This is a genomic window from Burkholderia sp. Bp9090 (genome assembly GCF_003857985.1).
Lineage (GTDB): Bacteria > Pseudomonadota > Gammaproteobacteria > Burkholderiales > Burkholderiaceae > Burkholderia.
In genome coordinates, this window is record NZ_QTPV01000002.1 from 136,355 (window position 1) to 156,166 (window position 19,812).

At 64.1% G+C, this 19,812-nt stretch carries 19 protein-coding genes; 12 read left to right on the forward strand and 7 right to left on the reverse strand.

Annotated features, from left to right (window positions below; all coding sequences use genetic code 11):
* Positions 1-76: 76 nt before the first annotated feature.
* From DIE16_RS02290 to DIE16_RS02305, 4 genes are all read right to left on the reverse strand, one after another.
* Entirely contained in the window at positions 77-1,051 is a 975-nt protein-coding gene (locus tag DIE16_RS02290) for an alpha/beta fold hydrolase (RefSeq protein ID WP_124891682.1), read from the reverse strand.
* An 82-nt stretch (positions 1,052-1,133) separates the two neighbouring features.
* Entirely contained in the window at positions 1,134-1,472 is a 339-nt protein-coding gene (locus DIE16_RS02295) for a muconolactone Delta-isomerase family protein (protein WP_124891683.1), read from the reverse strand.
* A gap of 43 nt (positions 1,473-1,515) precedes the next feature.
* Positions 1,516-1,992, reverse strand: coding sequence for a hypothetical protein (locus tag DIE16_RS02300; protein ID WP_124521525.1), 477 nt, complete (start codon positions 1,990-1,992; stop codon positions 1,516-1,518).
* A 5-nt stretch (positions 1,993-1,997) separates the two neighbouring features.
* The gene (locus DIE16_RS02305) at positions 1,998-2,543 is read right to left on the reverse strand and encodes a tautomerase family protein (protein ID WP_124521806.1); all 546 of its coding nucleotides are present in this window, start codon (positions 2,541-2,543) and stop codon (positions 1,998-2,000) included.
* A gap of 104 nt (positions 2,544-2,647) precedes the next feature.
* Here DIE16_RS02305 and DIE16_RS02310 point away from each other — a divergent pair, with 104 nt between their 5' ends.
* The 5 genes from DIE16_RS02310 to DIE16_RS02330 all read left to right on the forward strand — a co-directional run bounded on the left by DIE16_RS02310 (position 2,648) and on the right by DIE16_RS02330 (position 8,564).
* Positions 2,648-3,685 carry a GlxA family transcriptional regulator gene (locus DIE16_RS02310; RefSeq protein WP_044847771.1) on the forward strand — a complete coding sequence of 346 codons (1,038 nt, stop codon included), beginning with the start codon at positions 2,648-2,650 and terminating at the stop codon, positions 3,683-3,685.
* Between the two features lie 201 nt (positions 3,686-3,886).
* The gene (locus DIE16_RS02315; protein ID WP_044847772.1) at positions 3,887-4,879 is read left to right on the forward strand and encodes a carbon-nitrogen hydrolase family protein; all 993 of its coding nucleotides are present in this window, start codon (positions 3,887-3,889) and stop codon (positions 4,877-4,879) included.
* A gap of 180 nt (positions 4,880-5,059) precedes the next feature.
* The gene (locus DIE16_RS02320) at positions 5,060-6,439 is read left to right on the forward strand and encodes an epoxide hydrolase family protein (RefSeq protein WP_124891792.1); all 1,380 of its coding nucleotides are present in this window, start codon (positions 5,060-5,062) and stop codon (positions 6,437-6,439) included.
* 176 nt (positions 6,440-6,615) lie between these two features.
* Complete coding sequence (locus DIE16_RS02325; protein WP_124891684.1) at positions 6,616-7,248, forward strand: LysE family translocator; 633 nt, start codon at positions 6,616-6,618, stop codon at positions 7,246-7,248.
* Between the two features lie 188 nt (positions 7,249-7,436).
* Positions 7,437-8,564, forward strand: coding sequence for an aminotransferase class V-fold PLP-dependent enzyme (locus DIE16_RS02330; protein ID WP_124891685.1), 1,128 nt, complete (start codon positions 7,437-7,439; stop codon positions 8,562-8,564).
* Positions 8,565-8,885: 321 nt separating this feature from the next.
* On the opposite strand, the gene DIE16_RS02335 is transcribed toward DIE16_RS02330, so the two are convergent.
* A complete protein-coding gene (locus tag DIE16_RS02335; protein ID WP_124485182.1) occupies positions 8,886-9,698 on the reverse strand; it encodes a DNA-binding transcriptional regulator in 813 nt (270 codons plus the stop codon).
* Positions 9,699-9,861: 163 nt separating this feature from the next.
* On the opposite strand from DIE16_RS02335, the gene DIE16_RS02340 reads away from it, so the two are divergent.
* Genes DIE16_RS02340 through DIE16_RS02370 form a run of 7 tightly spaced genes read left to right on the forward strand, consistent with a single transcriptional unit; the run spans position 9,862 to position 17,665 of the window.
* Complete coding sequence (locus tag DIE16_RS02340) at positions 9,862-11,709, forward strand: bifunctional 3-(3-hydroxy-phenyl)propionate/3-hydroxycinnamic acid hydroxylase (protein WP_124891686.1); 1,848 nt, start codon at positions 9,862-9,864, stop codon at positions 11,707-11,709.
* A gap of 1 nt (position 11,710) precedes the next feature.
* The gene (locus DIE16_RS02345; RefSeq protein ID WP_124485184.1) at positions 11,711-12,664 is read left to right on the forward strand and encodes a 3-carboxyethylcatechol 2,3-dioxygenase; all 954 of its coding nucleotides are present in this window, start codon (positions 11,711-11,713) and stop codon (positions 12,662-12,664) included.
* Between the two features lie 4 nt (positions 12,665-12,668).
* Entirely contained in the window at positions 12,669-13,457 is a 789-nt protein-coding gene (mhpD, locus tag DIE16_RS02350) for a 2-keto-4-pentenoate hydratase (protein ID WP_124891687.1), read from the forward strand.
* 17 nt (positions 13,458-13,474) lie between these two features.
* Positions 13,475-14,422 carry an acetaldehyde dehydrogenase (acetylating) gene (locus DIE16_RS02355; protein ID WP_124891688.1) on the forward strand — a complete coding sequence of 316 codons (948 nt, stop codon included), beginning with the start codon at positions 13,475-13,477 and terminating at the stop codon, positions 14,420-14,422.
* Between the two features lie 15 nt (positions 14,423-14,437).
* Positions 14,438-15,460, forward strand: coding sequence for a 4-hydroxy-2-oxovalerate aldolase (gene dmpG / locus DIE16_RS02360; RefSeq protein ID WP_311769693.1), 1,023 nt, complete (start codon positions 14,438-14,440; stop codon positions 15,458-15,460).
* A gap of 58 nt (positions 15,461-15,518) precedes the next feature.
* Positions 15,519-16,772 (forward strand): 3-(3-hydroxy-phenyl)propionate transporter MhpT, encoded by a 1,254-nt coding sequence (gene mhpT / locus DIE16_RS02365; RefSeq protein ID WP_124891690.1) that lies wholly within the window; start codon positions 15,519-15,521, stop codon positions 16,770-16,772.
* 14 nt (positions 16,773-16,786) lie between these two features.
* Positions 16,787-17,665, forward strand: a complete 879-nt coding sequence (locus tag DIE16_RS02370; RefSeq protein ID WP_124891691.1) for an alpha/beta fold hydrolase — start codon at positions 16,787-16,789, stop codon at positions 17,663-17,665.
* Between the two features lie 326 nt (positions 17,666-17,991).
* On the opposite strand, the gene DIE16_RS02375 is transcribed toward DIE16_RS02370, so the two are convergent.
* The gene (locus DIE16_RS02375; protein ID WP_124891692.1) at positions 17,992-18,999 is read right to left on the reverse strand and encodes a HEAT repeat domain-containing protein; all 1,008 of its coding nucleotides are present in this window, start codon (positions 18,997-18,999) and stop codon (positions 17,992-17,994) included.
* A gap of 145 nt (positions 19,000-19,144) precedes the next feature.
* Positions 19,145-19,810, reverse strand: a complete 666-nt coding sequence (locus tag DIE16_RS02380; RefSeq protein WP_124891693.1) for a HEAT repeat domain-containing protein — start codon at positions 19,808-19,810, stop codon at positions 19,145-19,147.
* Between the last annotated feature and the right edge of the window lie 2 nt (positions 19,811-19,812).

Here is a 19,812-nt window from a genome sequence, read left to right on the forward strand (position 1 = left end):
CCGGCTGGCGATGGCCGAAGTGATCGGCGGTGCGATTGAATCGCCCGGCGGGAGCGGAGTCGTCCCCCGTTGTCCGCTACTTGGTCGCGCGATCGCTCGCCTCGCCGAACGAAGCCCGAACTTCGTTCGCCGTCCGGGCGGGCGCCTGCAGATGCGGAAAGTGGCCCAGTTCCGGAAGAATCGAAATGTTCACCCCGTTTCGGTCCGCGTACTCGATGCCCATTTCCTTCTTGATATAGATGTCCTTCCCGCCCCACACAACCTTAACGGGGACTTTCAGCTTTGCCATATTGGCTTCGAAGTAGTCCTGATCCCGGGTGAAGCATGCGTAGTAGTGGAAAAAGGCGTCGGCCGCGGTCAAGTCACCGTCCCATCCCTTCGCCACGTCGTCCATGAATTCCTCGGGCAACGTGTAGCGCTCGTCATCCTCCATGCCCCGGAAGAACGTGTTTGCGAGGATTTCGTCGCGATTCCTGTTCATGGCGGCGCGCACGATATCCGATGAAGGCTTCGACTTCAGGCCTTGCAGGCTTTCGTACATATATTGCGGCCGGTTGAACGGGGCAAAGTCACCAACGATGATTTCCCGCGCGATATCCGGTTGTTCCAACGCTGCCAGCAGCGCCGGAAGCGCACCGATATCCGTCGCATAAATCAACAGTCTCGAACCATCGATGCCCGACGTACGGATGTAGTCTCGCAGCACACGGGCATAGTCGCTCGGCGCGTACGAAAAGCGATCGGCGCGCGGACGCGACGATTGCCCGTAGCCTGGCCAGTCGAACGCATGCACCTCGTAGTCGGAGGACAGTGATTCGGCAATCGGCTTCCACGCATACATCGTCTCGGGGAAGCCGTGCAGGAACAGCACGATGCCCTTCGATCGTGCGGGGCGGTAGACCATGCGGCGCAGCGTGATGTCGGCATTGACCTGCACGTCGCCGACATCGACCGTGGGTTCCGGCGACGATGGCGCCGGCACGGTCGGGCACGTTGAAGAACCCGCAGCGGCGGCGGGAGAGGCGGGTGTTTTCGTTACGGGTCGAGTCATGATCGAGGATCTCGTTCGGTGCGACATCGCGCGGCACACGGTGCGCTTCGCTGTTTCGAAAGATGGCGGGGTGCAGGGGTTTCTACTGAGCCGCCGGAGGATTCAAGAGCTTGCTCAATGGCTTGAGCGGGCCGATCGGGAGCAGCGTGAACGTCATGAGGTGAGCCTTCCCCAACGGGAGTCGTTCCAGCATTTCATGCGCTTCACCCGTGTCCGTCACGTTCAGGACGAACGCGACCCCGGGCCGGTCCTGCAGGGAATACCACTGATCGATCTTGCCCGCGAGATACAGCTGTGTCGTCTCGCGGACTTCGGTCGGAAGAATGGTCTGGACGTGCTGCATGTCCGTGCCGGGAGGAAACGTACCGATCGCCAGTATCTTCGTGATGGGCGTGGTCGGCAACGCAGCGGAATGTGCCATGGAGACTCCTGCGAAAGCGAGCAGCAAGCAAGCTGCCGTCAAATCAAGAAGAAGGCGTTTCATCCTGCGGCCCCGGGCCCGGTGGCGGGACGGCTGCCGCATTGAGCGCGGCGGCTTCCCGTTCCGACAGATAACACGCGCGAAAGCGCTCGTCCACGCGCTCGCGCATCAATTGCGAGAAGAGTAGTGCGGCATCGAGCGGTCGATGATTGATGACGACGGAATCCGTATCGCCTTGCTCGTTCATATGGGCGACGACCACCGTCTCGATCGGCACGCCATTGATACGTGAACGATAGGATTCCAGATAAAGTTCGTTGCCGATCATGCCTTTGTAAGCATGCTGCTGGAACTCGTAGAGCGAGACCGCGTGCTTGATCACCGAGAGAATGTCGGCTCGCCCGTCGATCGGGCGCTTCAGCACGGTGGCTTCCAGCGTCGCGTTTTCGGCCAGGCGCGCCAGCCACCGCGGTGGACCGTCGGCTGGTGCCATCATCGGGGCCGTGTCGTTGAATTTCATGGCGGTTACTCCTTGCACGCGTTGCGCGTGACACCTGCGTTTGCGGCATCGAGCGCTGCCGCGAGCGCAACGCGTGCCTTTTCTCGGCGCCGTCGCGCAAGGCGCTCGGCGCCCGCGTCGCGCTCCGGTTCGCCCGCGAGCAGCGCGTGGATATCGGGCAGCGTCCAGATCGCGCCGCGCGTTCCCCACGCACCGTCCGGTATCTCGGTCGGAAAGATCCAGACGCGCGGTGCGACATCGTCGAACGGCCGGCCTTCCGCGCGTGCCACGGCTTCCGTGACGCGTCGGACGAGCGAGCGGCGCGATTCGTCGGTGTATTGCCCTTCGGGAACCGAAGGAATGATCCGGTAGCGCACCGTATCGGTACGTTCGCCGCCGATGTAGATCGCGGCCGGCCGGTGCAGATGGAATACGGTCACGCGCTGAACGACCGGGCTCGCGGGATCGTACCCTTCTGCTTCGATGAGGATATCGGTCAGTTCCCTGATGAGGCGGGCTTCAGCATCGGGCGTCAGTGCGTGGTCGGGCCACATCGCATCGATCATCGGCATGGGATGCTCCTGTTTTCGGTTGATCGGATGGCGCCATCGTCGCGGTTTACGCGGGCGCAGGAAAGTGGCAGCATCGCCACTATTCAAGGAAATTCGGACACGCAATGGCGATCATCCGCATCTGGGTCTATGACGGAATCCTGGCGTCCGGCGTCGCGGGCCCGGTCGATGTCTTCAGCGCTGCAAATCAGTTTCATGCGCGCCGGGCGGAACCGGGCGCGTCGTCCGCGCCGTTGTTCGCATGGCGCGTGGAGTCGCTCGACGGGCAACCGGTGAAGGCGGCGTCAGGTCAGATCATTCCGGTCGACGGCAAGATCGACCCGCGCAAACGAGCCGACGCCGTGCTGCTGACGGCGCCTTTCTTTTCGCGGATCGACGAGTTCCTCGGGCATCGCGAGCAGTTGAGCGAACTGACTTCCGCACTGCGGCGTCAACACAAGGCAGGCGCGATGCTCGCCGCGTATTGCACGGCGAATTACCTGCTTGCCGAGGCGGGCCTGCTGGATGGCCGCGTCGCGACGACGCACTGGGCGAGAGCAGCGGATTTCGCGCGCCGCTATCCGCGTGTCGAAGTCCGCGCGAACGAGCTGCTGCTCGCGCAAGACGGGATCATCTCGGGCGGCTCCGTCACGTCCTATCTGAACCTCGCCGTGCATCTCGTCGAAGCCTGCGCCGGCGGAGAACTCGCGACGATGACCGCGAAGGCGCTGTTGATCGACATGAACCGGACGTCGCAGGCCTCCTTTGCCACGCTTCTCGACGAACACGGGCATACCGACACGCTCGTGGCGCGCGCTCAGCAGCGGATGGAAGCGACATTGCAGCAAGGATTCCGGCTCGGCGATCTGGCGGCATCGCTTGCCGTCAGCGAACGTACGCTCAATCGTCGCTTCAAGGAAGCGGTCGGCCTCGCGCCGTTGACGTATCTGCAGAATCTGCGGGTCGAGGTTGCGAAACGTCTGCTGGAAACACGGCCGATCGGGCTCGAGGACGTGAGTCAGCGCGTCGGTTACAGCGATGTCAGTACGTTCCGGCAACTGTTCAAGCGCAAGACGGGGTTGTCGCCGAGCGAATATCAAGTGCAGTTCTCGCGTGCTGCGGCAAAGAGCGTGCAAGCCGAACCACGCGATCGGCGCGATTGAGCGTCGCGACGTCGCGTTGCCGATCGCAATGGAATCGCGCCGCTCCTGGTGCTCCATTTGTATCCCGAAGTATCTGCAACAGACGCGGATACGTACGCATACACATCGCCGACTTTCCGACAAGAACGGGATACGTTCGCCTGCTCCAATGCGCCAGTCGCGAGCGGAGTGCCGCACCGCGCATTGTCCAAGGAGTGTGTCATGAAAGTCGTCAAGGCCGCCGCTGTCCAGTTCAGCCCGGTGCTCTACAGTCGTGAAGCCACCGTCGCCAAGGTCGTGGAGAAGATCCACGACCTTGGCCGGCAAGGTGTGCAATTCGCCACTTTTCCCGAAACGGTCGTCCCCTATTACCCGTATTTCGCGGCCGTTCAGACGGGCATCGAACTGCTGTCCGGTACCGAGCATCTTCGGCTGCTGGAACAGGCCGTCACCGTGCCGTCCGCCGCGACCGATGCGATCGGCGAAGCAGCACGCAAGGCCGGCATGGTCGTGTCCATCGGCGTCAACGAGCGCGACGGCGGCACGCTGTACAACGCGCAATTGCTGTTCGACGCGGACGGGCAACTGATCCAGCGCCGTCGCAAGATCACGCCGACGCACTTCGAGCGCATGGTTTGGGGGCAGGGCGACGGATCGGGGCTGCGGGCGGTCGACAGCGCCGTCGGCCGTATCGGGCAGCTCGCGTGTTTCGAGCACAACAATCCGCTCGCGCGCTACGCGATGATCGCCGACGGCGAGCAGATTCATTCGGCGATGTATCCGGGTTCGGCCTTCGGGGAAGGCTTCGCGCAGCGCATGGAGATCAACATCCGGCAGCATGCGCTCGAGTCCGGCGCGTTCGTCGTCAATGCAACGGCGTGGCTGGATGCCGACCAGCAGGCGCAAATCATGAAGGACACCGGCTGCGCGATCGGCCCGATCTCGGGCGGCTGCTTCACGACGATCGTGTCGCCCGACGGCATGTTGATGGCCGAGCCGCTTCGATCGGGCGAGGGCGAGGTCATCGTCGATCTGGACTTCTCGCTGATCGACCGTCGCAAGATGCTGATGGACGCGGCCGGTCACTATAACCGCTCGGAATTGCTGAGCCTGATGATCGACCGTACGCCGACCGCGCATGTTCACGAACGCGTCGCGCAGCCGGTGGCCGGATATGACGCGGGCGCGGACGATTGGCGTGCCGCGGCTGCGTGATGCGCGGGCTTGCCCGGCCGTTGCCGAACATTCGGCTTGCCGATCGGGGCCGGCAGTCGTCGCATGAACGCGCATTTTCTTGATCGCAACATGTGCATATGCATGTAAGGGTGCGATGAAATCTTTCCTTGAAAGGTGTGTGATATGAAAACGAACGCTGCCGATGATCGGCCGCTCCTGATGTCGGGCGCCGAAAGCGCGCCTGCCGGTGCCGGTCGCAACGTGACGACGTCGTTGTCGCGCCGGCGCTTTGTCGGTATCGCGGCCGCCGCACTGGCGGCCGGCTCGCTGAGCCGCCTGGCGCTCGCGCAGACCAGCCCGGCAATCGGCACCGCGGAACCCGCACGCGGCGACAGATCGGCGATCCGGCCATTCCGGGTGCATGTGCCCGACGCGCAGCTCGCCGACATGCGGCAGCGCATCAACGCGACGCGTTGGCCGGACCGCGAGACCGTGGCCGACGAGTCGCAGGGCATTCAGCTTGCGACCATTCAGGCGCTCGCGCGGTATTGGGCGAACGACTACGACTGGCGCAAGTGCGAAGCGACGCTGAATGCGTACCCGCAATTCGTGACCGAAATCGATGGCCTCGACATCCACTTCATCCATGTGCGTTCGAAGCACGAGAATGCGATGCCGTTGATCGTGACCCACGGCTGGCCCGGCTCGATCATCGAGCAGTTCAAGATCATCGCGCCGCTCGTCGATCCGACTGCGTACGGCGCGCCGGCGTCGGATGCGTTCCATCTCGTGATTCCGTCGCTGCCCGGCTATGGTTTTTCGGCGCGACCCACGACGACGGGATGGGGGCCGGAGCGCACGGCGCGCGCATGGGTGACGCTGATGAAACGGCTCGGCTACGCGCGCTTTGCTTCGCAGGGCGGGGACCTCGGCGGCATCGTCACGAACATCATGGCGAAACAGGCGCCGCCTGAGTTGATGGGCATTCATGTGAATTTCCCGGCGTCCGTGCCGGCGGAAATTCTGAAGTCGCTGACGGCCGGCGATCCCGCACCTGCCGGCTTGTCGGACGAAGAGCGGCACGCATATGAACAGCTGAGCGCCAATTTCAAGAGGAAGCGCGGTTACGCGATTGAAATGGGTACGCGCCCGCAGACGTTGTACGGACTCGCCGATTCGCCCGTCGCGCTGGCTTCGTGGCTGCTCGACCACGGAGACGGTTACGGCCAGCCGGCGGCAGCGCTGAGCGCGGCCGTGCAGGGTCGCCCGGTCAACGGCCACTCGGCCGGCGCGCTGACACGGGACGACGTGCTCGACGACATCACGCTTTACTGGCTCACGAACACGGGCGTCTCGGCGGCGCGTTTCTACTGGGAATCGCATGCGAACTTCTTCCTAGCGGCCGACGTCGGCGTGCCGGCGGCGGTGAGCGCGTTTCCGGGGGAAAACTACCAGGCGCCGCGGAGCTGGACCGAGAGGGCTTATCACAATCTGATTTACTTCAACAAACCGGCAACAGGCGGGCACTTCGCGGCATGGGAAGAACCGATGATCTTCGCGAATGAAATGCGTGCCGGGTTGAGACCGTTGCGCGCGTGACGGGCGACGCGCTCCGCCTCGTTTGCGGCGGAGCGCGTCGACAACGGCGCGGTAGCGTGCATCGATGCGGTCTCGCCGGCTTGTCCGAAATTCAACGGAAGATGGCGATATTGCCTCTTTCGCCGGCTGCGCCTGTGTCCGATCATCCGGCCACTTTTCGTTGCGGAATCCAGAACATGACGGCCAATGCCCACCTCGCGACCGACCTGCTGTTTGCCTACGCAATCTATTTCGTCGGTACCGCGAGCCCCGGACCGAGCAATCTCGCCATCATGTCCATCGCGGCGAATCACGGCCGAAAGGCGGCATTGACGTTCTCGCTTGGCGTCCTGTCGAGTTCGATGTTGTGGGCGAGTGTGGCCGTGCTGGGCGTATCGGCTGCGCTGATCGCGTATGCCCCGTTCATCGTCGCGATCAGGATTTTCGGCGGACTGTATCTCTTGTGGCTTGCATTCAAGTCGGCGCGCAATGCGCTCGGACGGGTGCCGCCCGCCGTATCCGAAACGGCGCGAACGCCGACGTTGACCAGCATCTATTGCCGCGGTGCGATGCTTCATCTCACCAATCCGAAGGCGATCCTCGTGTGGGTTTCGATCGTGGCGCTGTCGTCCGGCGGCACCCGGCCGTCGCAAGGTGCACTGGTCGTGGGTTGTGCGGCCATTGGGTGCGGCGTGTTCGCCGGTTATGCATGGCTGTTTTCCATGGAGCCGGTTCGAAGGATCTACATGCGAACCCACAAGGCACTGGACGGGTGTCTGGCCGTCGTATTCGGGGTCGCTGGGATCAGGTTGCTGGCATCGCGTCCATAGCGCGGCTACCCGTCGCGCGCACGACACCGGATGTGCCGTGCATGAGACAAGCGCCGAAATTTCCAACGAGCGGACAGCTTTCGTTAGAATCGTTCGTCTATCAGAGAAAAGCAGCGTTGCATCGGCGCAGCGGCATCCGCTCATGAACACCGCTCGCGCTCATCCCATGTCCTTTACCGGAGGCGAACGTGCCAGGATTACTTCCCGATGTCGACCGCGACGGGCTTCTCGAATACTCGGTCGTGTACACCGACCGGTCGATCAATCACATGTCGCAGCGCTTCCAGGGCGTGATGCGCGACATTTCCGCTGCGCTGAAGAAGGTCTACAACGCGAAGGCGGTCGCAATCGTCCCGGGCAGCGGGACGTTCGGCATGGAAGCCGTGGCCCGGCAGTTCGCGACGAACAGGAAGTGCCTCGTCATCCGCAACGGCTGGTTCAGTTTCCGCTGGTCGCAGATTTTCGACATGGGCAGCATTCCGTCCGAGTCGATCGTGCTGAAGGCGCGTCCGGTCGAAGCGGGCAGACAGGCCGCCTTTGCGCCGGCGCCGATCGATGAAGTCGTTGCGGCGATTCGCGAGCACAAGCCGGATCTGGTGTTCGCGCCGCACGTCGAAACCGCGTCGGGGATGATGCTGCCCGATGCGTATCTGCGTGCGGTCGCCGACGCCGTGCATGCGGTCGGCGGCATGTTCGTGCTCGATTGCATCGCGTCCGGCACGATCTGGGTCGACATGGAAGCGAGCGGTGTCGACGTGCTGATCAGCGCACCGCAAAAGGGCTGGAGCGCGTCGCCCGGCTGTGCGCTGGTGATGCTCGGTGCGCTCGCCCGCGAGCGCATCGATGCGACGACGAGCACCAGTTTCGCGTGCGATCTGCGCAAGTGGCTGCAGATCATGGAAGCGTACGAAAGCGGCGGGTTCGCGTATCACGCGACGATGCCCACGGACAGCCTCGCGACGCTGCGCGACGTGATCAAGGAAACGGACGCGTACGGCTTCGACAAGGTGAGAGCGGAACAACTGGAGCTCGGCACGCGGATTCGTGCGTTGCTCGCCGGGAAGGGGTTCCGGAGTGTCGCGGCCGAAGGCTTCGAGGCACCGGGTGTCGTCGTCTGTTATACCGATGACGACGATATCCGGTCCGGCAAGAAATTCGCCGATGTCGGCATGCAGATCGCGGCCGGCGTGCCGTTGCAATGCGATGAGCCGGCGGATTTCAAGACTTTCCGGATCGGCTTGTTCGGGCTCGACAAGCTGAATGATGTCGATGCGGCGGTTGCGCGGTTCGCGAGTGCGCTGGAGCGGGTGCTGTAGCGCGTTGCCGATCCAGGCACGTATTGCGGCGCATGACGTGACGAGATCGATCCGATCACGGGTCACGGATGCGCCGCGTTTCCCGGATGCCGCCGCGATTGATCAACGGCCGATGATGGATGGGCTGGAGTCGAAGCGGATACGCGCCGGCTACAAGCGCTTGCGTGCGAACCCGATGTGTAAAAGGTTGGACTGGGTCAAACAGGCGGCGTCAGGTCGGCTGACTTAGTTCGGCCGTGCTCGGCCGTCCGGCGCGGTCGGCACATAGTCATCTGCGTGACCGTTCGGCTCCCGTTCACGACATTCAGCCGGTCCAGGTGCCTACGTTGATGCACGGGGACGCGTTGCTGGTTCCTGCCTCAATGCTTCGGCGATATCCAATGCTGCTTTTTGCAGCTCGGGCACATAGCGACGAGTGGCATCTTCGAGACTTACCGCGCGCGACAGGAAGACGACATTGAGACTGGCGATCACGCGTTCGTCCGCGCTGATCGCGACCGCCACCGCGCCGATTTTCGCCTGCGCGGTCCAGTCGCCGTGATTCGATCCGAAACCATCTTCGCGCACACGCCGGATCAGCTTGCGCACGAGCGTATCGTTTCTCGCGAACGCCTGTTGTTCTTCACCGCCCGCGCCGGAGCGCAACAGGTCCAGAATATCCTCGCGCTCCTCATCGGGGCACATGGCGAAGTAGGCGCGGCCCGCAGCCGTCAGCAACATCGGCAAACGCCGCCCTACCATCGCGCGATGAAACGACAGCCGGCTGAAGCGATGCGTCGTCTCGCGGATGATCATCGCGTCGCCATCGGGCGTGGTCAGATCGGATGGCCACGCGACGCGCTGCAGCAGCTGCCCCATGATCGGCGGCGCCACGGTGGCGATGCGCTCGGTATCGGTGAAGCCTTCGCTCAAGGAACGCACGGCGAGCGTCAGGCGGAAGCTGTCGTCCGATGTGCTGCGGCGCACGAATCCTTCCTCCATCAACGTTTCGAGCAGGCGGCGCACCGTAGTGCGATGCAGGCCGGTCAGATCGGCGATCTGCTGACTCGTCGCGCGTCCGTTTTCCATCGCATTCAGAGCCCGCAGTACCTGGAGGCCGCGCGCCAGTCCGCGCACGTTCGTGTAGGTCGTCACGGAAAAATCCCATTGAAATCAACAATGTGCATTCTATGCACATTCCGGAGATTTTGTTGAGGGTGTTTTCCGCCGTCCATAAACTGCGCTCATAAGCTGAACGATCGAGAGCCAGGCGCTTCGTCGGTTCGGCACATCGGACAAGCCCAGTCAGGAGACAAGCATGCGCCCCGCCTTTGAACCGGCGGCCGGCAACGGCCGCGCTCATCCTCACGAAACGACACATCGTTCGATCGACGCAGATGTCGCCATCATCGGCGCGGGCCCGGTCGGCCTGATGATCGCGAACATTCTCGGCCTGCAGGGCGTGCGCGTCGTCGTTATCGAGAAGCTCGCGCAGATCATCGACTATCCGCGCGCCATCGGCCTCGACGACGAAGCACTGCGCGTATTCCAGTCGGTCGGCCTTGTCGACGAGCTGCTGCCGCACACCACGCCGAATCACTGGATGCGCTTCACGCTGAAAGGGAAGTGCTTCGCGTCGATCGAGCCGCGCACCGACGAGTTCGGCTGGCCACGCCGCAATGCCTTCATCCAGCCGCTCGCCGACCAGATTCTGTACCGCGGTCTCGGGCGTTTCGAGAATGTATCGACGCTGCTTGGCCACAGTGTCGACAGCTTCGCGCAGGACGAGAGCGGGGTGACCCTCGACGTGACAGACGCGAACGGTGCGAAGACAACGATCCGTGCCGCATACATGGTCGGCGCGGACGGCGGCAACAGTTTTGTGCGCCGCGCGCTCGACGTGCCGTTCGAAGGCCGCACGAAGCCGAATCAATGGATCGTGATCGACGTGCGCAACGACCCGATCGGCTCTCCGCATGTCTATCTGCATTGCGACGCGCGGCGTCCGTACGTTTCGGCGGCGCTGCCGCACGGCATCCGGCGCTTCGAATTCATGGTGATGCCGGGCGAGACGGAGGAGGAACTGTCGAAGCCGGAGAACATGGCGACGTTGGTGCGCGGGGTCGTCGACGATCCTGACAAGGTCGACTACATTCGCCGGCGGGTCTATACGCACAACGCGCGGCTCGCGAGCACCTTCCGCGTCAAGCGCATCCTGCTCGCGGGGGACGCAGCGCACATCATGCCGGTGTGGCAGGGGCAGGGCTACAACAGCGGCATTCGCGACGCGAGCAATCTCGGCTGGAAGCTCGCGATGGTCGTGAAAGGCACCGCGCACGACGCGCTGCTCGATACCTACACGACGGAGCGGCGTGCCCATGCGCGCTCGATGATCCACCTGTCGGAAGTCGCGGGCGATATCTTCGCGCCGACGAGCTTTTTCGGATCGAAAGTGCGTGACGCGTTCGTGCGCTGCTTCGATGTGCTGCCCTCCATGAAGCGCTATTTCGTCGAGATGCGCTTCAAGCCGATGCCGCGCTATGAAGAGGGCGTCGTGCTTCTGGCGCGACGCGCGCGGTCCGAAGGGCTGCTCGCGCGCATGATCGCGAAGCGCGGACACGGCGCGTTCGGCAGGCTGGTCGGTTTGATGAGCGAGAAACGTGAATCGCTGATCGGGCGGATGGTGCACGGCCGCGATGCGCAGGCTGGCACTCCTGTGGGCCGCATGTTCATCCAGCCACGCGTGCGTCTGGTGGATGGCAGCATCGTCCGGCTCGACGATGCGATCGGCAACCGCTTCGCGATCGTGGGGTGGGGCACGGACCCGACCTTCGGCCTGACTCCCGAGGCACGCCGCATCTGGAACGCGCTTGGGGGGTGTTTCGTGATCGCGAAGCCCGACCCGCAGCTCGCCTTCCACGACGACGTGCCTGACGACGTGATCGCCGTTGGCGATGTCGACTCGCGCCTGCGCGACTGGTTCGCGCGCGTGCCCGAATCGGTCGTGCTGTTGCGGCCCGACCGCTTCGTGGCCGGCATGTGCTCGCCGCAATGTGTATCGGGTTGCGTGTCGCAGCTTGCGCAACGGTTGTCGCTTGTGATGGCAACGGGCGCGACGGCCAACGGCGCGACGTTCGCGCACGCCGCCGACCTGGTAGGGGCCTGAGATGCCGATCCATCTCGAATGCATGTCGCACACGCCCTTGCACGGGTATTTCGACCCCAGTCCGGAAGTCGTCGCGGAGGTCGAGCTGGTGCAGCGCGCGGCGCGCGAGCGGGTCGATGCGTTCGATCCGGAGCTGGTGATCGTGTTCGCGCCGGACCACTACAACGGATTTTTCTACGACGTGATGCCGCAGTTCTGCATCGGCGTGAGTGCGACGGCCATCGGCGATTTCGGCAGCGCGGCCGGCCCGTTGCCCGTCGCGCGCGATGTGGCGCTCGCGCTCGCCGATGCCGCGCTCGCGAGCGATATCGACGTAGCCGTTTCGTATCGCATGCAGGTCGATCACGGCTGCGCGCAGGCGCTCGAGGTACTCACCGGTGGCATCGACCGCTATCCCGTGGTGCCCGTTTTCATCAACTCGGTTGCGCCGCCGATGGCGTCGTGCCGCCGCGCCCGGCTGCTCGGCGATGCGATTGGTCGTGCCGTCGCGCGCATGCCGCGGCGCGTGTTGCTGATCGGCTCGGGCGGTATTTCGCATGAGCCGCCGGTGCCGGAAATCTCGGGCGCGGACGATGTCGTCGCGGAACGGTTGATCGCGGGGCGCAACCCGTCGCCGGCGTCGCGCGATGCGCGGCAGTCGCGCACCGTCGCGGCGGCCAAGGCATTCGCGGCGGGTGACAGCCGGCTGCATCCGCTCAATCCCGCATGGGACCAGAAATTTCTCGAACTGCTCGAACGCGGTGAACTCACCGCCGCCGATGGCTTCACGAACGAAGCGATCACGCGTGAGGCAGGCAAGTCCGCACATGAGATCCGCACGTGGGTTGCGGCATTCGGTGCGCTTGCGGCGAGCGGTCGCTACGAGGCATCGATCGATTACTACCGTGCGATTCCGGAATGGATCGCGGGCTTCGGCGCGATGCACGCGCGAGAACGGACTCTTTCCAGGAGATAGAACCATGTCGGATGACAGCAACATTCTTTCGATGGCCGCGCGCCTGCGTGAGGCGCAGTCCTTGCGTCGGGCGATCGCGCCACTGCGCGATACGTGTCCCGAAGGCGATCCGGCACTCGCGTACGCGATCCAGCAAATCAACAACGACTTGCGCGCGGCGAACGGCGAGCGCGTCGTCGGCAGGAAGATCGGCCTGACTTCGCCCGCGGTGCAGAAGCAACTCGGCGTCGATCAGCCCGACTTCGGCGCGTTGTTCGCGTCGATGGCTTACGGCGACAGCCAGCCGATGCCGCTCGCCTCGTTGATTCAGCCGAAGGTCGAAGCGGAGATCGCACTCGTGCTCGAACGCGACCTGACCGCCGAGAAACACACCTTCGCGGATCTGATCTCGGCGACCGCGTATGCGGTGGCCGCGATCGAGGTCGTCGACAGTCGCATTCGCGACTGGGATATCCGGTTTTTCGACACCGTCGCGGACAACGCGTCGAGCGCGCTGTTCGTGCTCGGTAGCCGGCCGGTGCTGCTGCGCGATATCGAGCTGAGCGCGTGTGCCATGACGCTCACGCAGGACGGCGAAGTGCTTTCACGCGGCAATGCAAGTGCGTGCCTCGGCAATCCACTGAATGCGGCTGCGTGGCTCGCGGATCGGATGGTTCGACTCGGCACGCCGCTGCGCGCCGGCGACATCGTGCTGACGGGTGCGCTCGGCCCGATGGTCGCGGTGAACGCGGCCGGCACTTATACGGCACACATCGAAGGGCTCGGCGGTGTGCGCGCCAGTTTCAGCGAATGACGGACGGAGACATTTCCATGGCAGCAGACAACACCAAGTGCAAAGCCGCGATCATCGGATCGGGCAACATCGGCACCGACCTGATGATAAAGATCATGCGTCGCAGCCGGCATCTCGAGGTCGCGGCGATGGTCGGCATCGATCCGGCCTCGGACGGTCTCGCGCGCGCGGCGAAGCTCGGCGTGGCGACGACGCATGACGGCGTGGAAGGGCTTGCGCGCCTGCCCGTGTTCGACCAGATCGACTTCGTGTTCGATGCGACGTCTGCCGGCGCACATGTGGCGAACGACGCGTTCCTGCGCACGCTCAAGCCAGGCATCCGCATGATCGATCTGACGCCCGCCGCCATCGGCCCGTACTGCGTGCCGGTGGTGAACCTCGACGCGCAACTCGATGCGCCGAACGTGAACATGGTCACGTGCGGCGGACAGGCGACGATCCCGATGGTCGCGGCAGTGTCGCGGGTCGCGAAGGTGCATTACGCGGAGATCGTCGCGTCGATCAGTAGCAAGTCGGCGGGGCCTGGCACGCGCGCCAACATCGACGAGTTCACCGAGACGACGTCGAAGGCGATCGAAGCGGTCGGCGGTGCCGGCAAGGGCAAGGCGATCATCGTGCTCAACCCGGCCGAGCCTCCGCTCATGATGCGCGACACGGTCTATGTGCTGTCCGAAGCGGCAGACCGGACGCTGATCGAAACGTCCGTCGATGAGATGGCCGCGGCGGTCCAGGCCTATGTGCCCGGCTATCGCCTGAAGCAATCCGTGCAGTTCGACGACATCCCCTCCGCTGCGCCGTTGCATATTCCCGGACTCGGCCGTTTCAGCGGCCTGAAGACCTCGATCTTCATCGAAGTGGAAGGCGCGGCCCATTATCTGCCGGCCTACGCGGGCAATCTCGACATCATGACTTCCGCCGCGCTGGCAACGGCCGAACGCATGGCCGCGTCGCTCGTGAACGCCTGAAGCAAGGAGCACCCGATCATGGACAAAAAACTCTATATCTCCGATGTGACGCTGCGCGACGGCATGCACGCGATCCGTCATCAGTATTCGATTCAGAACGTGCAGGACATTGCTCGCGCGCTGGATGACGCGAAGGTCGACAGCATCGAGGTCGCACATGGCGACGGCCTGCAGGGTTCGAGCTTCAACTACGGCTTCGGCGCGCACAGTGATCTGGAATGGATCGAGGCGGTAGCCGATGTGGTGAAGCACGCGAAAATCGCGACGCTGCTGCTGCCCGGCATCGGCACGATTCACGACCTGAAGGCCGCGTACGACGCGGGCGCGCGTGTCGTACGTGTCGCGACCCATTGCACGGAAGCGGACATTTCGAAGCAGCACATCGAATATGCGCGCAGCCTCGGCATGGATACCGTCGGCTTTCTGATGATGAGCCACATGACCGCGCCCGACCACCTCGCTGTCGAGGCGAAGAAGATGGAAAGCTACGGCGCGACCTGCGTGTACGTGGTCGATTCCGGCGGCGCGATGAACATGAACGACATCCGTGCGCGCTTCAGGGCGCTCAAGGCCGTGCTTCGCCCCGAGACCCACACGGGCATGCATGCCCATCACAACCTGAGCCTCGGCGTGGCCAACTCGATCGTCGCGGTCGAGGAGGGGTGCGACCGCATCGATGCGAGCCTGGCGGGCATGGGTGCGGGAGCGGGCAATGCCCCGCTCGAAGTGTTCATCGCGGCGGCCGAGCGCCTTGGCTGGCATCACGGCACCGATCTCTATCGCCTGCTCGATGCGGCCGACGATATCGTCCGCCCGTTGCAGGACCGACCGGTGCGGGTGGACCGCGAAACGCTCGCGCTCGGCTATGCGGGCGTGTATTCGAGCTTCCTGCGGCATTCTGAAATCGCGGCGAAGAAGTACGGCCTGAAAGCCGTCGACATTCTCGTCGAGCTCGGCAAGCGACGCATGGTGGGCGGTCAGGAAGACATGATCGTCGACGTCGCGCTCGATCTGAAGAAGCGCGAAGCACGCGCCTGAACCATTCGGTATGCCACGCGCCATGAAGAGCGCTGCATCGTTCAACCTGGAGACATCAATGAAAACGTCAACGGCTTCCCCCCCGCGCGCCGGCAGCGCCATCACCATCGGCCTGTGCTTCGCAGTCGCGCTCCTCGAAGGGCTCGATCTGCAATCCACCGGCATCGCCGCACCGCGCATGGCACGCGAGTTTCATCTCGCTGCCGCGCAGCTCGGCTGGGCATTCGGCATCGGCGCGCTCGGTCTGCTGCCGGGCGCGGCGATTGGCGGCAGGCTCGCGGATCGCATCGGCCGCAAGCGCGTGCTGATGATGTCGGTCGCGCTGTTCGGGATATTTTCGATCGCAACGACCCAGGTGTGGGATCTGCAGAGCCTGCTCGTCGCGCGCTTTCTCACGGGCCTCGGTCTCGGCGCTGCGATGCCGAACCTGATCGCGCTGTGTGCGGAGGCGGCAGCGCCCGGACAACGCAGCACGGCGGTCGGCGCGATGTACTGCGGCATGCCCTTCGGAGCGGCGCTCGCGGCGGTAATCGGCATCGTCAGCCCGAGCGTCGAGGCCTGGCGGCATATCTTCTACGTCGGCGGGATCGGGCCGCTGCTGACCTTGCCGCTGCTGGCGCTTTTCATAAAGGAGTCGACGCACTTCGTCGCGGCTGGCCAGGGTGCGACCCATGAGTCGAAGGACGGCATCGCGCGCGCGCTCTTCAGTGACGGGCGTGCGGTGACGACCATCGCGCTGTGGATCAGCTATTTGGGGACGCTGATCGTGCTGTACTTCTTGATGAACTGGTTGCCGTCGATGGTGCTCTCGCGCGGCCTCACGCCGGTACAGGCAAGCATCGTGCAGATGATGTTCAACATCGGCGGTGGCGTCGGTGCGATCGTGATCGCCGGCCTGATGGATCGCATCGGCAAGCGGGTGGTCGTGGTCGGCATGTATACCGGCATCGCGACTGCGTTGCTTGCGCTCGCCAGCGCGAACGGCAGCACGTCGATGGCATTGGGCGGCCTGCTGGCGGGCCTGTTTCTCGTCGGCACGCAGTCAGTGCTGTACGCGCTCGCCGGTGCAACGTATCCGACGCGGGTTCGAGGCACGGGCGTCGGCGCGGCGGTGGCCGTCGGCCGCGTCGGCTCGATGGTAGGCCCGTTGATCGCCGGGCAACTGTTTGCGCTCGGCCAGAGCGCGTCGATGCTTGTGATCTCCAACATTCCGCTCATCGTGATCGCGGCGCTCGGCGCGCTCGCGGTGGTCGGGAAATTTCCGCGCGAGTCGGCCGACGGCTCGCGCACGTTTGGAACCGAATCAATCTGACGAAGGAGCTCGACATGACTGACACTGTGACTCATAGCGAAGCCGCGACCAGCAAGTACGTGAACGTGGTGGAAGGCGGCACGGAACTGCGCGTGCACTACAACGACACCGGCGCGGGCAAGGAAACGCTCGTTCTGCTGCACGGCTCGGGTCCGGGCGCGAGCGGCTGGGCGAACTTCCATCGCAACGTGGACGCGTTCGCGAACGCGGGTTATCGCGTGATCCTCGTCGACTGTCCCGGCTGGGGCAAGAGCGATTCGATCGTCTGCACCGGCTCGCGCTCCGACCTCAACGCGCGCGTGCTGAAGGGCGTGCTGGATACGCTCGGCATCGAGCGCGCGCATCTCGTCGGCAACTCGATGGGCGGGCATAGCGCGGTGGCCTTTGCGCTGTCGTATCCGGAGCGCGTCGGCAAGCTGGTGCTGATGGGCGGCGGCACGGGCGGTCCGAGCCAGTTTGTGCCGATGCCGACCGAAGGCATCAAGCTGCTGCAAGGGCTGTATCGCGACCCTACGCTCGAGAACCTGAAGAAGATGCTCAATGTGTTCGTCTACGATGCGAGCACGATGACGGAAGAGCTGATGCAGACGCGGCTCGATAATATGCTGGCGCGGCGCGATCATCTCGAGAACTTCGTGAAGAGTCTGGCGGCCAATCCGAAGCAATTTCCAGACTACGGTCACCGGCTGAACGAAATCAAGGCGCCCGCGCTCGTGATTTGGGGGCGCGATGACCGTTTCGTGCCGATGGATGTCGGCCTGCGGCTCGTTTGGGGTATGCCGAACGCCGATCTGCATGTGTTCGGGCGCTGCGGGCACTGGGCGCAATGGGAGCACGCGGAGCGATTCAACCGGATGGTGCTGGAGTTCCTGCGCCAACAACAAGCCGTTTAGTCTGCTTTCCGCGATCCCTCCGTCGGGCGGCTTCTGTGCTTCGAAAGCGGCCGTCGACGGGCACCGGCGTCGTACGACCGAGATGGGGTGGCGACGGTCGTCCGCGTGCGGCGGGAGCCGGCCACCAGCTGACATTTGGCGTCTGAAGTCGAAATGCTGGCTTCTCGGCTATCTCCGGCCGCTCCTGATATGAGTCCCTCCCGGACAAGCGCACGTCTGCTGCCGAGCAAGCGAGCAGACTATTTCCCCGCCGACAGATCCGGGAGCGACAGGAAACGAGGGCATTCGCCTCCAAGGAATAGGCTGACTACCAAACTCAAACTCGACTATGTTGGCGCGTCGTTGCGAATACCGATCACGTAACGCGCATTGCGCGCCACGGACGGGTCTGGATCGGCGGTCAGCCGGGCAAGCAGGGCCGACGCCGTGCCATTGAATTCGGCGAGCGCCTGACAAATACGTACACGGGTCTGGACATCGGCTCGACCGTCCGAGATCGCTGCTTCAAAGCGCTCCACAATTTGCCTTGAGATCGCGGGGTCTTCCGCTAAATCGGCTAACGCATCGGCCGCCTCGACATCGTGGGTCCCGCCAAGAACCTGCTCGATCAGCAGGGGAATGGCGTCGCGTATCCCCCATCCGCCAAGCACCCGCGCAGCGCGATACCGCACGCGCTCCGCGGGGTCGAGGAGCGAGCCACGCAAGGTCTCCACCGCATCGGAACCACCGAGTTTCGCCAGCGCGAGCACGGCCCGTTCGCGTACTGCCGGATCGGGCTGTTGAAGCGCAGCGCCAAGTACGCTGGCGCCGCTGCCTACGGTTCTTCCAAGCGCCCAGTGCAGCGCACCTGCGACATTCGGCTCCTGTTCCTGGAGCAGTGCGTGGGCGATGAGTGCTGCAAGCGGGGCATCGCTGGACGCGGCGTCAAACGCAGCACGCTGTCTCTCAGGCGCATGCGTCGACTCCAGTCCTTTCAACAGATGCACGACCTCAAGCACTGCTGACCAATCATCGGGAGAGGTGGCAGACACAGAAGTCAGCCGGCAAAGCAACGCTTGCTCTGCGGCCAGCCGCTCGCGGCTGCGAACCATCAGCGCGTCAATGAGCACATCGGGGTGAGGCGCCTGTTGGCTGAGCGCCTGACGCACCTCGGCCAGCCCAAGGCCCAGCGAACGCAGGCTCTCCACCTGGAACAGGCGCAAGGCATCGGCTTGCGAATACTCGCGGTATCCCGCTTCCGTACGTCCCGATGGGCTGACCAGTCCGATCGCGTCGTAGTGCCGCAGCATGCGCGCGCTGACGCCGGAACGATTGGCCAACTCGCTGATGCGCATCACTTGTCTCCGGTGTCATCTGGTTCACGCCGCGTCGTGTGTCGGCCTTGGCTCCCATCGAGCCTCGAAGATTCTAACAAACCGCCAACGGCGTCCATCACCTCGGCCAACACGTGGCTCATCACATCGATCGCCGTCAACCCGCCTATTCATCGGCGTAGGGCGACGGTGCACCTGCGCGCCACGCATCGGCTGGATCGAGCACAAACGCACTCTCCGGGTCCGCGATGAGCCTGAGGCTCGCGCAGGCATGAACGCGAACCGCCGGGTCCGTGTGTCGTACCGCCGCATCGAGCGGGGCCATGGCGTCGTCTCCAAGCATGAGTAAGGCACGGCTCAGACTGCGCTTGAGGTCCTTGTCGCCGCGGCCCAGCTCGCGAACCAGTTCGCGTGCCAAGGCGGCTCGTTGCCAGGTCGGCACCAGCCCCGCCGCGGTGCGCCACGCAGTTCGTGCCACCTCAGGATCGGGGTCATGTAGATGCCCGCTCGTGATCGCTGACCAGGTTGCGGGGTCGCCGATCTTCGAGAGCGTATGCAGCGCCTGGCTACGCGCTTGCGCCAACGGCGAGCGCAGCTCGTCAAGCAGCAATGGCAAGGTCAGATCCTGCGCATGCCGGGTGAGCGCCCAGGTGAGCATGTCGCGAACGAAGAAATCCGGTTCGACACCGCAACGCTTCACCAGTAGCGTGATCTGGCCTGGATCGGGAGCCGTGCCGGCACCCAGCGCAGCCGCAAGGCGGAGCGAAGCGTCCGGATGCTCGAGTGCCGTGGTCAGTGCGTGACGGGAAGTCGGGGGATAGTGACGGGTCATGA

Coding starts and splice junctions, on each gene's coding strand:
- DIE16_RS02295 (WP_124891683.1), bottom strand. CDS start 1,472: ATGGCACATTCCGCTGCGTTGCCGACCACGCCCATCACGAAGATACTG.
- DIE16_RS02315 (WP_044847772.1), top strand. CDS start 3,887: ATGAAAGTCGTCAAGGCCGCCGCTGTCCAGTTCAGCCCGGTGCTCTAC.
- DIE16_RS02325 (WP_124891684.1), top strand. CDS start 6,616: ATGACGGCCAATGCCCACCTCGCGACCGACCTGCTGTTTGCCTACGCA.
- DIE16_RS02340 (WP_124891686.1), top strand. CDS start 9,862: ATGCGCCCCGCCTTTGAACCGGCGGCCGGCAACGGCCGCGCTCATCCT.
- DIE16_RS02355 (WP_124891688.1), top strand. CDS start 13,475: ATGGCAGCAGACAACACCAAGTGCAAAGCCGCGATCATCGGATCGGGC.
- DIE16_RS02380 (WP_124891693.1), bottom strand. CDS start 19,810: ATGACCCGTCACTATCCCCCGACTTCCCGTCACGCACTGACCACGGCA.
- DIE16_RS02320 (WP_124891792.1), top strand. CDS start 5,060: ATGTCGGGCGCCGAAAGCGCGCCTGCCGGTGCCGGTCGCAACGTGACG.
- DIE16_RS02300 (WP_124521525.1), bottom strand. CDS start 1,992: ATGAAATTCAACGACACGGCCCCGATGATGGCACCAGCCGACGGTCCA.
- DIE16_RS02290 (WP_124891682.1), bottom strand. CDS start 1,051: ATGACTCGACCCGTAACGAAAACACCCGCCTCTCCCGCCGCCGCTGCG.
- DIE16_RS02345 (WP_124485184.1), top strand. CDS start 11,711: ATGCCGATCCATCTCGAATGCATGTCGCACACGCCCTTGCACGGGTAT.
- DIE16_RS02310 (WP_044847771.1), top strand. CDS start 2,648: ATGGCGATCATCCGCATCTGGGTCTATGACGGAATCCTGGCGTCCGGC.
- mhpT (WP_124891690.1), top strand. CDS start 15,519: ATGAAAACGTCAACGGCTTCCCCCCCGCGCGCCGGCAGCGCCATCACC.
- mhpD (WP_124891687.1), top strand. CDS start 12,669: ATGTCGGATGACAGCAACATTCTTTCGATGGCCGCGCGCCTGCGTGAG.
- DIE16_RS02305 (WP_124521806.1), bottom strand. CDS start 2,543: ATGCCGATGATCGATGCGATGTGGCCCGACCACGCACTGACGCCCGAT.
- DIE16_RS02375 (WP_124891692.1), bottom strand. CDS start 18,999: ATGCGCATCAGCGAGTTGGCCAATCGTTCCGGCGTCAGCGCGCGCATG.
- DIE16_RS02370 (WP_124891691.1), top strand. CDS start 16,787: ATGACTGACACTGTGACTCATAGCGAAGCCGCGACCAGCAAGTACGTG.